At 61.1% G+C, this 13,506-nt stretch carries 11 protein-coding genes; 8 read left to right on the top strand and 3 right to left on the bottom strand.

The genetic code is table 11. The annotated features are described in order from the left end of the window. The first annotated feature begins 257 nt into the window (after window positions 1-257). Window positions 258-944 carry a hypothetical protein gene (locus tag P406_RS05765; protein WP_046235626.1) on the top strand — a complete coding sequence of 229 codons (687 nt, stop codon included), beginning with the start codon at window positions 258-260 and terminating at the stop codon, window positions 942-944. 19 nt (window positions 945-963) lie between these two features. Here P406_RS05765 and P406_RS05760 read toward each other — a convergent pair whose 3' ends face one another. Beyond that, window positions 964-1,959, bottom strand: coding sequence for an aldo/keto reductase (locus P406_RS05760; RefSeq protein WP_046235625.1), 996 nt, complete (start codon window positions 1,957-1,959; stop codon window positions 964-966). 204 nt (window positions 1,960-2,163) lie between these two features. Between P406_RS05760 and lexA the strand changes: the two genes are divergently transcribed. The 5 genes from lexA to P406_RS05735 are packed head-to-tail and all read left to right on the top strand — an operon-like array spanning window position 2,164 to window position 8,823. Next, window positions 2,164-2,781, top strand: coding sequence for a transcriptional repressor LexA (lexA, locus tag P406_RS05755; protein WP_046235624.1), 618 nt, complete (start codon window positions 2,164-2,166; stop codon window positions 2,779-2,781). After that, window positions 2,781-3,401 (top strand): translesion DNA synthesis-associated protein ImuA, encoded by a 621-nt coding sequence (gene imuA, locus P406_RS05750; RefSeq protein ID WP_024663571.1) that lies wholly within the window; start codon window positions 2,781-2,783, stop codon window positions 3,399-3,401. The genes lexA and imuA overlap by 1 nt, the downstream gene beginning before the upstream one ends. Window positions 3,402-3,408: 7 nt before the next feature. After that, complete coding sequence (locus P406_RS05745) at window positions 3,409-4,824, top strand: Y-family DNA polymerase (protein ID WP_046235623.1); 1,416 nt, start codon at window positions 3,409-3,411, stop codon at window positions 4,822-4,824. Then, window positions 4,821-7,916 carry an error-prone DNA polymerase gene (locus P406_RS05740; protein ID WP_046235622.1) on the top strand — a complete coding sequence of 1,032 codons (3,096 nt, stop codon included), beginning with the start codon at window positions 4,821-4,823 and terminating at the stop codon, window positions 7,914-7,916. Before P406_RS05745 ends, P406_RS05740 begins: the two co-directional genes overlap by 4 nt. 55 nt (window positions 7,917-7,971) lie before the next feature. Beyond that, window positions 7,972-8,823 carry an urea carboxylase-associated family protein gene (locus P406_RS05735; protein WP_046235621.1) on the top strand — a complete coding sequence of 284 codons (852 nt, stop codon included), beginning with the start codon at window positions 7,972-7,974 and terminating at the stop codon, window positions 8,821-8,823. A gap of 4 nt (window positions 8,824-8,827) precedes the next feature. Here P406_RS05735 and P406_RS05730 read toward each other — a convergent pair whose 3' ends face one another. Beyond that, window positions 8,828-9,757: a magnesium transporter CorA family protein gene (locus P406_RS05730; RefSeq protein ID WP_046235620.1), complete on the bottom strand. Its 930-nt coding sequence runs from the start codon at window positions 9,755-9,757 to the stop codon at window positions 8,828-8,830. A 4-nt stretch (window positions 9,758-9,761) separates the two neighbouring features. Then, window positions 9,762-11,348, bottom strand: a complete 1,587-nt coding sequence (locus P406_RS05725) for a RimK family ATP-grasp domain-containing protein (protein WP_046235619.1) — start codon at window positions 11,346-11,348, stop codon at window positions 9,762-9,764. Window positions 11,349-11,441: 93 nt separating this feature from the next. Here P406_RS05725 and P406_RS05720 point away from each other — a divergent pair, with 93 nt between their 5' ends. Together P406_RS05720 and P406_RS05715 are read left to right on the top strand one after the other, a co-directional pair. Beyond that, window positions 11,442-12,590 carry a GNAT family N-acetyltransferase/peptidase C39 family protein gene (locus P406_RS05720; RefSeq protein WP_046235618.1) on the top strand — a complete coding sequence of 383 codons (1,149 nt, stop codon included), beginning with the start codon at window positions 11,442-11,444 and terminating at the stop codon, window positions 12,588-12,590. After that, the gene (locus P406_RS05715; protein ID WP_046235617.1) at window positions 12,587-13,489 is read left to right on the top strand and encodes a polysaccharide deacetylase family protein; all 903 of its coding nucleotides are present in this window, start codon (window positions 12,587-12,589) and stop codon (window positions 13,487-13,489) included. Before P406_RS05720 ends, P406_RS05715 begins: the two co-directional genes overlap by 4 nt. Window positions 13,490-13,506: the final 17 nt, after the last annotated feature.

Below are 13,506 nucleotides of genomic sequence, written 5' to 3'. Positions count from 1 at the left end.
CGAAAAGTCGGCGAGCGAAGGTCAGGCGAGGCAAAAACAGGCGAGGAAGCGGAGTCTACGTGTTGTAAATGAGCATTCCGAGCCTGTTTTTAACGAAGCATCACCGAGCGCAGCCACTTTTCGTACAGAGCCTAAGATTCGCGCGTCACCCTTTTTGACTGATCCGCAGAAATTTCCAGGGCGAGCTGCACAAGCCTGCGTATTCGCACCAGCCAGATGGCTGTCCCCTTTCAAATGCGCACCGGACTCAGAAAATAATGAATATGCCGAAAATGCCTTCCATCACCCGACTTCAGCGCCGTCTTGCGTGGTGCTTCTTCCCCTCCTTGCTGGTGGCTTCTGCCTTGGCCTTTTTCACCTTGGGCAAAGGCGTCCATGCAGAGCCCAAGAATGGTACCCAGACACTGGTGTTCCTTCGGCATGCCGAAAAACCGGCCATGGGGCTGGGGCAACTGAACTGTCAGGGGCTCAACCGGGCGATAGAACTGTCGGAAGTCCTGCCCAGGGAATTCGGCAAGGCTGATTTCATTTTTGCTGCCAATCCGAGCCGGCATGTGGAAGAGGGTGAGGGCGACCAGTCCTACAGCTACGTTCGTCCGCTGATGACGGTAGGCCCCAGCGCAATCAAACTGGGTCTGCCCGTCAACCTCGACTTCGGTGCCAACGACACCGCAGACCTGGCCGATGAACTGATGCAGGACAAGTACCACAACGCAGTCATCTACACCGCCTGGTCGCATGGCTACCTGCCGGAGCTGATCAACAAGGTTGCTGAAGAGGCGTCCGGCAAGAGCACCACTCTGCTGGATGACTGGACAAACGACGATTTCGACTCGGTGATTGTCGTCACCTTGAAATGGGTCGATGGCAAAGCCACGCTCGATTACAAGAATCAGAAGCAGGGCCTCAACAACGGCACCGAGACCTGCCCTGAAGCGACCTGATGTCGAGCCTCAACGGTTTTCAGCCGTTGAGGGACTTCATTGACGCCGCGTTATAACGCTCCCCGGATGCCGACCCCTGGGCCGGGAAAATCGCTTCCAGCTGGACAAGGTCATCGGCACTCAGCGTCAATGAAGCTGCGGCCACATTGCTTTCCAGGTACTTGCGCTGCTTGGTGCCTGGGATCGGAATAATGTCCTCGCCCTGGGCAAGCACCCAGGCCAGCGCCAGTTGTGATGCGCTGATGCCCTTGGCCGTAGCCAGTGCCTTGACCTTCTCGACCAATTGCAGATTGCGATTGAAGTTTTCGCCCTGAAACCGTGGGGTGAAGCGACGATAGTCATCGGCCGCGAAATCGTCCGGGGTGCGCAATTCGCCGGTCAGGAACCCCCGACCGAGCGGGCTGTAAGCCACGAAGGCAATGCCCAGACGACGGCAGGTGGCAAGCACGCCATCCTGTTCCGGATCGCGTGTCCAGAGTGAGTACTCGCTCTGCACGGCCGCCAATGGATGCACCGCGTGGGCCTTTTCGATGGTCGCTGCACTGGCTTCACAGATGCCTATGTGGCGAACCTTGCCAGCCTTGACCAGTTCGGCCATGGCGCCAATGGTGTCCTCGATGGGCACGTTGGGGTCGACGCGGTGCTGATAATAGAGATCAAGGTAATCGGTGTTCAGCCGCTTCAGACTGGCGTCGATGGACTGGCGAATGTACGCCGGGCTGCCATTGACGCCACGTGCATGCGGGTCGTCGCTACGCACGATGCCGAACTTGCTGGCCAGGTAGATACCTTCACGCTTGCCTTCGAGTGCACGGCCAAGCAAGGCTTCGTTGGTGTACGGGCCGTACATGTCCGCCGTATCGAAAAAAGTGACACCCAGCTCCAGCGCGCGGTGCAAGGTGGCGATGGATTCCTTTTCGTCGATGCCGGTGGTGTAGAAGTCCGACATTCCCATGCAGCCCAGCCCGAGGGCAGAGACCTGCGGACCGTGGTTACCCAATTGGCGCGTGATCACAATGAGTGCTCCTGATCGTTGAAAGAGCGGTCGAGTTTCGCCTCTTTGCCGGGCTCAATAAACCGGGTGTTTCTTATTTCACTGTTGTTGAAATCCAAACAATGTCGCCCATAGCGGTGTTCATCGCCTGTCGTTGGACATGCAACACCGCGCCTCTTGAATCCGACCAACCGCGCTAGTCACAAAACACCGAATGGAGTACAAATGTACTCCATGAGCACATTATCTCCTCGACGCAGCGCTATCCTTACCTTCATCCGCGATCGCATCGCGCTGCAGGGGCAATCACCGAGCCTGGCGGAAATTTCCGAGGCTTTCGGTTTTGCTTCACGCAGCGTGGCGCGCAAACACATTGTCGCCCTCACTGAAGCCGGGCTGATCGAAGTCGTCCCGCATCAGGCACGGGGCATTCGCCTGCTGAACACTGAGCCACGGCCCGAATTGCTGGAAATTCCGGTACTGGGGCGCGTGGCGGCGGGCGCACCGATCGGGCCTGATCTCGATATCCACAGCACGCTGCACCTGGACCGCAGCACCTTTACCCGTGTGCCGGACTACCTGCTGCGCGTGCAGGGCGACTCGATGATCGAGGACGGTATTCTCGATGGCGATCTGGTGGGCGTGCACCGTAACTCGCAGGCCGGTGACGGACAGATCGTGGTTGCCCGTCTGGACGGCGAGGTGACCATCAAACGCCTGCAACGCCGCGCCGATCAGGTGCGCCTGTTGCCGCGCAACCCGGCCTATGAACCGATCATCGTCACGCCCGATCAGGACTTCGCCATCGAAGGCGTGTTCTGCGGGCTGGTGCGTCGCGAATGATGGGCGCGGTGGTCAGCCTGGACGCCTTGCTGGATGAGCGCAGGGTCTGGAAAGGGCGTCAGCAGAGCGCGCCACAGGTCAGCCCGCAGCCCAGTGGCCACGCGTTGCTGGACGCTGCCTTGCCCACCGGCGGCTGGCCTGCTGCGGCCCTGACTGAAATCCTCATTCCGGCCAATGGCAGCGGCGAACTGCGCCTGCTATGGCCAAGCCTGGCGCGGCTTTCCGCAATCGCCGAGCGCATTGTGCTGGTCGCACCGCCTTATATTCCTTACCCACAGGCGTGGCTGTCCGCCGGCGTCGATCTGCGCCAGTTGGTGGTGATCGAGGCGAGTCCCCGCGATGCCCTGTGGGCCGCCGAGCAATGCCTGCGCTCCGGCAGCTGTGGCGCGGTCGTGTGCTGGCCCGGCATGGTCGATGACCGTGCACTGCGCCGCTTGCAGGTGGCTGCCGAAACCGGGCAGACCCTGGCCTTTGCCTGTCGCCCGCAGCAGGCCGCCGCCAACCCTTCACCTGCGGCCCTGCGCATAGCGCTCGATACCCGTCCCGCACAGTTGCGGGTGCTCAAATGCCGGGGCGGACTTGCGCCGCCTTTCCCCATTCCGTTCCCGACCGACGCTTGAGGTTCTTATGCTCTGGGCCTGTGTCTTGCTGCCGCAACTGGCGCTGGACGGCGTCATGCGTCGTCACGGCAACCCCGATGAACCGCTGGCGCTGATCAGCGGCAGCGCTCAACGTCGCGTATTGCAGAGCGTCAATCCGGCTGCGCGTGCGTTGGGGCTGAAAGCCGGGCAGTCGCTGACCGCAGCCCAGGCGCTGGTGCCGAACTTCACCACGATCGAGCATGACCCGGCCGATATCGAGCGTTTGCAGCAACTGCTCGCGGCCTGGGCCTACGGTTTCAGTTCCAATGTCAGCCTCAAGTACCCGCGGGTGCTGCTGATGGAAATCGAATCCAGCCTCAAGCTGTTCGGCCCCTGGCCGGTCTTCGAAGCACGTTTGCGTGAAGAGCTGACCACTCAGGGTTTCCGCCATCGCATCGTGGTCGCGCCCAACCCGATAGCCGCGCGAATGCTGGCTAACATGCATGACGGGCTGAGCATCGACTGTCCGCATGAATTGCGTCGCCGTCTGGAGCAGATGCCACTGGAACGCATTGGCCTGAGCCGCGAAACCGCTACCGCCCTGACACGCATGGGGCTGCGTAGCGTGCGGCAGGTGCTGGGGCTGCCCCGCGATACGCTGGCCCGGCGGTTTCCGGCCAGCGTGCTGCAGCACCTCGACACCTTGCTCGGCGAGCGCCCCGTGGCGCTGGAGTGCTACACGCCGCCGGACTTTTTCGATGTACGCATCGAGCTGAATTTCGATGTCGAGTCCCATCAGGCCCTGTTGTTTCCGCTCAAGCGGCTGATCGCCGATCTGGCCTTGTTCCTGGCCGGACGCGACAGCGGTGTGCAGCGATTTTCCCTGCATCTGGAGCATGTTGAAGGTCCGGAGACTGTGGTACCAGTCGGACTGCTGAGTGCCGAGCGCGATGCTTCGATGCTCTTCGAACTGGCCCGCGGCAGGCTGGAACAGGTGCTGGTAGCGTCGCCGGTACGTGCCGTGCGCCTGCTGGCGCGAGACTTGCCGGATTTCGTCCCGGCGCACCGTCAGTTGTTCGATGAGCGCGTGCAGCAGACCTTGCCCTGGGAGCAACTGCGCGAGCGCCTGCGGGCGCGTCTGGGCGACGAGTCGGTCAATGGCTTGCGCGCCCAGGCCGATTATCGTCCCGAATGTGCCTGGCAAGCGCACAGCAGCAGTAAACCGGTCCTGCCAGCCAGAGGCTTCACGCGTCCAGGCTGGCTGCTGCGCGAACCTCAGCCGCTGCCGGTGCAGGCGACCCGCATCGTGGCCGGGCCTGAGCGAATCGAGTCGGGGTGGTGGGACGGCGGCGATGTGCGCCGCGACTATTACCTGGTCGAAACTGCCAGTGGCCAACGCGCCTGGGCGTATCGCGCGGTTGGCGAGCAGGGTGAACTGCTGCTGCATGGCTGGTTCGCATGACCAGCGAATACGCCGAGCTGCATTGCCTGTCCAATTTCAGCTTTCAGCGGGGCGCCTCGAGCGCACGCGAGTTGTTCGAACGGGCGGTGCGCCATGGTTACAAGGCGCTGGCAATCACCGACGAGTGCACCCTGGCCGGTATCGTACGCGCCTGGCAGGCGTCAAAAAGCACCGGTCTGCCGTTAATCGTCGGCAGCGAAATGCACATCGAGCACGGCCCGAAAGTCGTCTTGCTGGTGGAAAACCAGACAGGCTATGAGGCGCTGTGCACATTGATCACTGTCGCGCGCCGCAGGGCCAAAAAAGGTGAATACCGCGTGTTGCGCGAAGACTTCGAGCCTGCGCCGGCCGGGTTGCTGGCCCTCTGGCTGCCGGACCTCGACGGGGATGCTCAAGCCTGTCTGGCCGGCGGACGCTGGTTGCGTGAGCGATTTGCCGAGCGCCTGTGGCTGGGTGTCGGGCTGCACCGTGGCCCGGATGACGAGCAGCGGCTGGCCGACCTGCTGGCGCTGGCGCAATCGCTGGGTATTCCGGCAGTGGCCAGTGGAGATGTACATATGCACGCGCGTGGTCGGCGCGCCTTGCAGGACACCATGACTGCCATCCGCCACCACACCACAGTGGCCGAGGCAGGTCATCTGCTGTTTGCCAATGGCGAGCGCCATTTGCGGCCACTGGATGCGCTCAGCGAGCATTACCCGGACTGGCTGCTCGCCGAGTCGGTGCGTATTGTCCGGCGCTGCACCTTCGACCTGGGCGATTTGAAATACGAATACCCGCATGAGCTGGTCCCCAAGGGCCAGACCTCTACGTCGTGGCTACGTGAACTGACCGAACGCGGTGTTCGCAGGCGCTGGCCGGGTGGCCTGACACCGGCCACCCGTGCGCAGGTCGAGAAGGAACTGGCGCTGATCGCGGAAAAGAAGTTCGACAGCTACTTTCTGACCGTGCATGACATCGTCGAGTTTGCCCGCAGCCAGCACATCCTTTGTCAGGGACGCGGCTCGGCGGCCAACTCGGCAGTGTGTTATGCGCTGGGGATCACCGAACTGAACCCGGAACAGAGCAACCTGCTGTTCGAGCGCTTCATCTCCAGAGAGCGCAACGAGCCACCGGACATCGACGTGGATTTCGAGCATGACCGCCGCGAAGAAGTCATTCAATACATCTTTCGGCGCTATGGCCGGGGCAGGGCAGCGCTGACGGCCGTAGCCAGCACTTATCACGGTTCCGGCGCGATGCGTGACGTGGCCAAGGTGCTGGGCTTGCCGCCAGACCAGATCAATGCCCTGGCCGAAGCCTTCAGTCGCTGGAGCGATTCGTTGCCGTCGCCTGAACGCTTGCGCGAATACGGCTTCGATGCCGACACGCCGATCCTCAAGCGCGTGCTGGCGCTGACCGGCGAACTGATCGGTTTTCCCCGGCACCTGTCGCAACATCCGGGGGGATTCGTGATTTCCGAACACCCACTTGAAACGCTAGTGCCAGTCGAGAACGCCGCAATGGCCGATCGCACTATCATCCAGTGGGACAAGGACGACCTGGACCTGGTCGGCCTGCTGAAAGTCGACATTCTTGCACTGGGCATGCTCAGTGCCTTGCGCCGCACGTTCGATCTGGTGCATTTGCACCGTGGCCAACGATGGACTCTGGCAAGTCTTCCGGGCGACGACCGGAAAACCTACGAAATGATCAGCCGGGCCGACACCATCGGCGTGTTTCAGATCGAGTCGCGGGCGCAGATGGCCATGCTGCCGCGCCTCAGACCGGAAAAATTCTACGACCTGGTCATCGAAGTCGCCATTGTCCGGCCAGGGCCGATCCAGGGTGATATGGTTCACCCGTACCTGCGGCGGCGCAATGGCGAAGAGGCAGTCACCTATCCGCCCAAGCTTGAATCGGTGTTCAAGCGCACCCTGGGTGTGCCGCTGTTCCAGGAGCAGGTCATGGAAGTGGCCATTCTGGCCGCCGACTACACGCCGGGCGAAGCGGACGAGTTGCGTCGCGCGATGGCCGCGTGGAAACGTCACGGCGGCCTCGAGCCGCATCGCGAACGGCTGCGCACGGGCATGCTGAAAAACGGCTATGAAGCGGACTTTGCCGACCGGATCTTCGAACAGATCAAGGGCTTTGGCAGTTATGGTTTTCCCGAATCCCATGCCGCCAGTTTCGCCTTGCTGACCTACGCCAGTTGCTGGCTCAAGTGCCATGAACCGGCAGCGTTCACCTGCGCACTGATCAACAGCTGGCCGATGGGGTTCTATAGCCCGGATCAGCTGTTGCAGGATGCACGTCGCCATCACATTGAAATTCGCCCGGTGGATGTGCGTTACAGCGACTGGGATTGTTCGCTGGAGCCGCTCGATCATCCTGACAGCACGCGCAATCTGGCGATTCGTCTCGGGCTGCGCATGGTCCGCAGCTTTCGTGAGGAAGATGCCTTGCGCATCGAAGCCGCGCGCGCGAAACGTCCGTTTGTCGATGCCACGGACCTGACGTTGCGCGCCGAGCTGGACTCGCGCGCCGCCGAAGCTCTGGCGGATTCCGGTGCCTTGCGCGGCCTGATCGGCCATCGGCACCGGGCGCGCTGGGAAGTCGCCGGGGTTGAGGCCCAGCGCCCGCTGTTCGACGACCTGCCCAGCGAAGAAACCCAGGTGATCTTGCCGCTGCCGACCGTGGCCGAAGACCTGGTGGCCGACTACACAACGCTGGGCACCACCCTGGGCCCACACCCGCTGGCCTTGCTGCGTCGGCAACTGGCTGCCAAGCGCTTTCGCAGCTCACAAGACTTGTTACACCTGGAAAACGACCGGACCCTCAGCGTGGCGGGGCTGGTCATTGGTCGTCAACGACCGGGCACTGCGAGTGGCGTGACCTTCGTCACCCTTGAAGATGAGTTCGGCATGGTCAACGTGGTGGTCTGGCGCGACCTGGCCGAGCGTCAGCGCAAGGTGCTGGTGGGCTCGCAATTGCTGCAGGTGTTCGGGCGACTGGAATCGAAAAGCGGGGTGCGGCACCTGATTGCCCAGCGCCTGTACGACCTGACGCCGCTGCTCACCGGACTGGATGTGCGCAGCCGGGACTTCCAGTAATCGGGCCTGTAATTTGCAGTATCGATCGGCACATCCTGCCACCGAGAAGCCCTGTATGTACAAAGACTATCCAGCCGCTTACCAGGTCAGCAAAGGCGCGGCGCTGCAAGTGGACACTGCCTTTTATGAGCGCATCCGCACGAATGCGCAGCAACGCACCCTCGTCGAACAGTTCGAAGTACCGATTCGTACCGGGCGGGCCTGGAAGGTCAAGGCCGGTCAGGTGTTTCGGGTCACCACACCGGTGGGCCCGCAAGTCGGCGATTTCAATGTCTGGAACGCCAACGACCCCCGCGAGCGACTGTGGGCTGCGCGCACGCGGCAGCTGCAGGGTGCGCATGTCAGCACCCACGATCGGCTGTGGTCGAACCTGCCGTTTTTGCGGCCAATGGTAACCATCACCGATGACAGTCTGGCCAGTTACGGAACCGACGAGCACGGCGGCCGCCTGCATGACCTGCTCGGCACTCGCTGCGATCCCTACGTCAACAAGATGCTGACCGGCGAAGACTTTCACCATCACTGCCATTCCAACCTGACCCGCGCAGTGCTGCCGCACGGGTTGACCGAGTTCGATGTGCACGATGTGCTGAACATCTTCCAGTGCACCGGCCTGAACCATGACGACCTGTATTTCATGAAATCCTGCCCGGCGCAGAAGGGCGACTATCTGGAGTTTTTCGCGGAAATCGACCTGCTGTGTGCCTTGTCGACCTGTCCGGGTGGCGACCTGTCACTGCCGATGTGGGGGCCTGATGCGCAGGACCCGTTGAGCGTCTGCCGGCCGCTGGGCGTCGAGATCTATGACCTCGACGCGTCGCTGCTGGACGGCTGGCAGTCCCCCGAGCGCGCGGCCTATAACGGCCTGCATGGTCTGCAGATCGCCAAGGCCGAGTGGGAGCAATAACCGCTCAGGCCGCGCGCGCCATTCTGCGCAGCCCCCAGACCATCACCGCCCCCATCCCGAGCATGGCCAGCAGCAGTGCCGGGTAAGCCACCCACCAGTGCAGCGGGGCGGTCATCATGCTGAATTCCGACATGCCGCCGATCCCGGCAATCAGGTTCAACGGCAGAAACACCACATTGATCAAGGTCAGTTTGCGCAGCAGGGTGTTGGTGCTGTTATTGACCAGATTGCCGCGCGCATCCATCAGACCGGCGAACACCGTGGAATAGATCTCCGCCTGTTTGTAGCACTGGTCGTTCTCGATGATCATGTCGTCGATCAGCGCCAGGCTGTCGGCGGCGTATTGCCTGCCTTGCGCATGATTGCGCAGACGCGTCAGGACCGCACCGTTGCTGTGGATGGCGTTGATGTAATACACCAGACTTTCGCTGAGGTTGAACATCTGCAGCAGATGGCGGTTTTCCAGTGAAGAGTTGAATTTCTGCTGCAATTCCCGGGCGACCATCTTGATGACTTTCAAGTGACCCAGATAGTGATGAATGTTGTTGAACAGCAGCTCCAGAAGGATATCCAGCAGCTGGTTCAACGGGCGGTGAGCCCCCAGCGCGCTCAAGGGTTGCTCGTCATCACAGATCAGCACCAGCTGGTCCCGGCTCAGCAGCACGCCAAAGGACGAAACGTCGAACGAGAAGCTGTCCTTGCCCGAATAGTTCTCGGGACGTTTCCAGATGACGAACAACGCATCAGGGTGAAACTCGATGCGCGAAATTTCGTCCGGGTCGAGTGCCGAGGCAACAGCGTGCTCATCAAGGTGGAATCGCTCCAGCAATAATCTGCGTTCCCCGGCATCAGGTTTGCTGAACCACAGCACTTGGGCCTTTTGCGGATCACATGCCAGCAACTGGTTGTTGTCGAGTTTCAGGCCCTGAATCATCGTTTCACCATGCCTGACCGAGGCGCTTGAGCTCCAGACGGCGGACGAACTCTTCCAGCACCAGGCTGTACAGATCATCCTGCAGATAAGCGTCTTCGATGCCGGCATCCAGGTTCGGATTATCGTTGACCTCGATCACCACCACTTGATCGCCTGACTGTTTCAAGTCCACGCCATACAAGCCGTCACCAATCAGGTTGGCGGTCTTGAGCGCCAGTTCGACCACGGCGCGCGGCGCTTCGTGTACCGCCAGCGTGCGGCATTCGCCAATCACCTCGGCACCGATCGCCTTGTGGTTGTAGATCTGCCAATGCCCTTTGGACATGAAGTACTGGCAGGCGAATATCGGTTTGCGATTGAGAATGCCGATGCGCCAGTCGTACTCGGTGTAGAAAAACTCCTGAGCCAGCAGCAATACCGAGTGCTCGAACAACTGGGTCGTTGCCGTGTGCATTTCCTCGGGCGTGCTCACCTTGATCACACCTCTGGAAAAGCAGCCATCGGGGATCTTCAATACCAGCGGGAAGCCCAGGCGTGTGGCCACGTGCTGCAGTTCTTCCGGGCGGTCCTTGTAGAGAATTTCCGTTCGCGGCATGCCCAGATCATGGCTTTTGAGCAGGTCGGTCAGATACACCTTGTTGGTGCAACGCAGGATCGAGGTGGAGTCATCCATGACCACCAGCCCCTCGCTTTCGGCCTTCTTGGCAAAGCGATAGGTGTGGTTGTCGACGCTGGTGGTTTCGCGAATCAGCAGCGCGTCGTACTCGGCCAGCCGGGCGTAGTCTTTCTTTTCAATCAGCTCGACATCAATGCCCAGGCGCTGACCGACGCGGATGAAATTGGCCAGCGCCTCAGGGTTGGACGGCGGCAGCTGTTCCTGCGGATCATGCAGAATCGCCAAGTCGTAGCGGGCCATGCGCCGCGAACTGGGCTGGCGCCAGACATTGCGGCTGAAGCCCTCCAGCGCCGTGGCGAACTCATCCTGCTGATCCTCGCGCAGACGCGGCAGAGCGCCGGCCTTGATACCCGCAATATGCCAGTTGTCACGCTTGCGAAACTCCACCATCAGGATCGGGCAGGGGAAGACTTCAAACAACTGACGGGCAAGATCCTTCAACGGCTCAAGTGTGGTCTGGCCGAAGTACAGTGGCAGGGTAAACCCTTCGGTGTCGTCATAGGGATGATCCTCAAGTGCGGTCTCCAGCAACTTGTCCAGGTCATCAAGGGCCGGGCCGTAGAGTGACTTGCGGGTCAACTCGCTGATGGTCTTAACCGAGGGAATAACATTGTGCTGGCGCGCTTCGGCCAGCAGGGAACAGTAATAACCGTGGCCCAGATATTTATAGCTGCGGCACAGGTTGATGACTTGCACACGCCTACCTGCCGTGGCTTTCAGCGGTTTTTCCAGGTAGTCCTGGGCGCTGATCAAATCTTCGCTGGGAAAGTACGATGCCCAGTCTTCGAGCCGTTCGACAATAATCACCAGTTGCCTCTGCGCTGCAAAGAGTGTTGTGGGGTCTGCTCGTCGGGTTGTTGCTGAAAGCGCAAGTTGCGCAGATACTTCGTTCATCTTCACCTGTGCCGCTGACATGTGTAATCGATCCGATGGGAAACAAGTCCTTTCTATTAAGCATGTGCTTTTTGAAATGTCCCGTTTCGTTACACAACTTTTACGGCGGTGCAGATGGACTTTATATTTCGAGATGCAGTTGAAACCGATGTCGATGATTTGCTGCTTCTGGAGAACCGGTGTTTTGACGGCGACCGTCTGACTGCGCGCAGCTTTCACTGGATGATCCGCCGCGCCAATGCCAGCCTGATCGTCGCCGAGCAGGCCGGACAGCTCACCGGCTATGCGCTGGTGCTGTTTCATCGCGGCACTTCACTGGGGCGCTTGTATTCGCTGGCGATTGCCGATGCAGCGCGGGGCAAGGGGCTGGGTAGACAGTTGTTGCAACGTGCCGAACAGCAGGCCGTGGGCCGCGACTGTGCTTACCTGCGCCTTGAGGTGCGCCCCGATAACGGCGCGGCCATCGCGCTTTACGAGCGCAGCGGTTATCGGCGTTTCGCTCAGGTCGACGACTATTACCAGGACCATGCCCCGGCCTTGCGCTACGAGAAACGCATCGTTGAACACGCCCGGCTGGACAGTCGCTCAGTGCCTTACTACCAGCAGACCCTGGAGTTCACCTGTGGCCCGGCCTGTCTGCTGATGGCCATGAAGGCCCTGCAACCTGCGCGCTCGATGGGCCGTGGCGAAGAATTGCAGATCTGGCGCGAGGCGACCACGGTGTTCATGACCTCCGGCCACGGCGGTTGCAGTCCTCAGGGGCTTGCGCTGGCGGCTCTTCAACGGGGCTTCGCGGTGAAGCTGCTGGTGTCGGTCTCAGGCCCGCTGTTTCTGGGCGGTGTGCGCAGTGACAACAAGAAACAGGTGATTCGCCTGGTTCACGAGCAGTTCTGTGAGGCGCTGCAAACCGCCGGTGTGCAGACACTGCCCAATCGCTCGCTGAACCTGCCAGGTCTGCTGGCCGATGGCGGCAAGCCGCTGGTGCTGATCAGCAGTTACCGCCTGACCCGTTCCAAGGCACCGCACTGGGTTATGGTCACCGATTGCGACAGCGATTTCGTCTACCTGCACGATCCCGATATCGATCACAGCCTGCATCGGCAAGCCATCGACTGCCAGCATATGCCGGTAAGCCATGCCGACTTCAATCGCATGAGTTGTTTCGGTGCAGATAAACTTCGGGCGGCAGTGATTGTGTTTGCCGCGCCTGTGGATGATCATGCGTGCGCTTCAGCAGACCGGCCACAGGATTCCCTACCGTGATTAAGTTCGTGCTCAAGGCTTTTTGCGTACTGGCCATCGCTGCGAGCCTGTCGGCCTGCATCAGCGCGCCGATCCCCCTGACCGCGAAAACCGCCGCGCAGCTGCAGCAACAGCCTCCGGTGCGCTTTCTGCTGACCTTCGACGATGGCCCGAGTGCCTCGACGTTCTACAATCCCAGCATCACCGTGCTCGACAGCCTGGCCGACAATCCGTTGCAGCCGGGCATCAAGGCGGTGTTCTTCGTGCAGACCGGCGCAACCGGTGCGGGTAACAGTGATCAGGGCCGGGCGATCATGCATCGTCAACATGAAGAAGGGCACCTGCTGGGCTTTCACACCGCCACGCCGCACCACACCAACCAACGTTCGCTGAGCGATGAGGAGCTTGAGCAATCCCTGACCCAGGGCTGCGCGATCATTGCCTCGATCACCGGCGTGCCGACCACCTTGCTGCGTCCGCCGTTCTGGAATTACGACAAACGCACCTTCAGCGCCTATCAGCGCCACCACCTGCAGGTACTGCTCACTGACCTGAGTGCCAATGACGGCAAGATCTGGGGCTATAACTTCAGCCTGCGCCGCCGCTCCAACATGGTCAGCCAGCTCTCACAGGTGCGCGAGCGCATTGCCGCCGACGAGCTGCCCGCGGTGGATGGGGTGATTCCGGTGGTGGTGACTTTCCACGACCTGAACCGCTACACCGCGCGGCATGCGCGGGAGTACCTGCAGATTCTGGTCGACAGTGCCGGGCAGACCGGCGTGCGGCTCGCCGACAAGCCGTTCTACGACGACAGTGCGCAGTTGCAGCGCGCAGCATTGGCCAGGACGGTCAAGGAGGCGGGCGAGCCTGTCAGCTTGCCCGGTGCGTGGAACTGGATCTGGGACCACAATGCACACTGACAACCCGCACTGACCAG

The sequence above is a fragment of the Pseudomonas syringae pv. coryli str. NCPPB 4273 genome, assembly GCF_000972175.1.
GTDB lineage: Bacteria > Pseudomonadota > Gammaproteobacteria > Pseudomonadales > Pseudomonadaceae > Aquipseudomonas > Aquipseudomonas syringae.
This window is presented reverse-complemented; position numbering and strand designations above follow the sequence as displayed.

Bases quoted from the DNA above. Each gene is read 5' to 3' on its own strand.
- P406_RS05765 (WP_046235626.1), top strand. From the start codon at position 258: ATGAATATGCCGAAAATGCCTTCCATCACCCGACTTCAGCGCCGTCTT.
- lexA (WP_046235624.1), top strand. From the start codon at position 2,164: ATGTACTCCATGAGCACATTATCTCCTCGACGCAGCGCTATCCTTACC.
- imuA (WP_024663571.1), top strand. From the start codon at position 2,781: ATGGGCGCGGTGGTCAGCCTGGACGCCTTGCTGGATGAGCGCAGGGTC.
- P406_RS05745 (WP_046235623.1), top strand. From the start codon at position 3,409: ATGCTCTGGGCCTGTGTCTTGCTGCCGCAACTGGCGCTGGACGGCGTC.
- P406_RS05740 (WP_046235622.1), top strand. From the start codon at position 4,821: ATGACCAGCGAATACGCCGAGCTGCATTGCCTGTCCAATTTCAGCTTT.
- P406_RS05735 (WP_046235621.1), top strand. From the start codon at position 7,972: ATGTACAAAGACTATCCAGCCGCTTACCAGGTCAGCAAAGGCGCGGCG.
- P406_RS05730 (WP_046235620.1), bottom strand. From the start codon at position 9,757: ATGATTCAGGGCCTGAAACTCGACAACAACCAGTTGCTGGCATGTGAT.
- P406_RS05725 (WP_046235619.1), bottom strand. From the start codon at position 11,348: ATGTCAGCGGCACAGGTGAAGATGAACGAAGTATCTGCGCAACTTGCG.
- P406_RS05720 (WP_046235618.1), top strand. From the start codon at position 11,442: ATGGACTTTATATTTCGAGATGCAGTTGAAACCGATGTCGATGATTTG.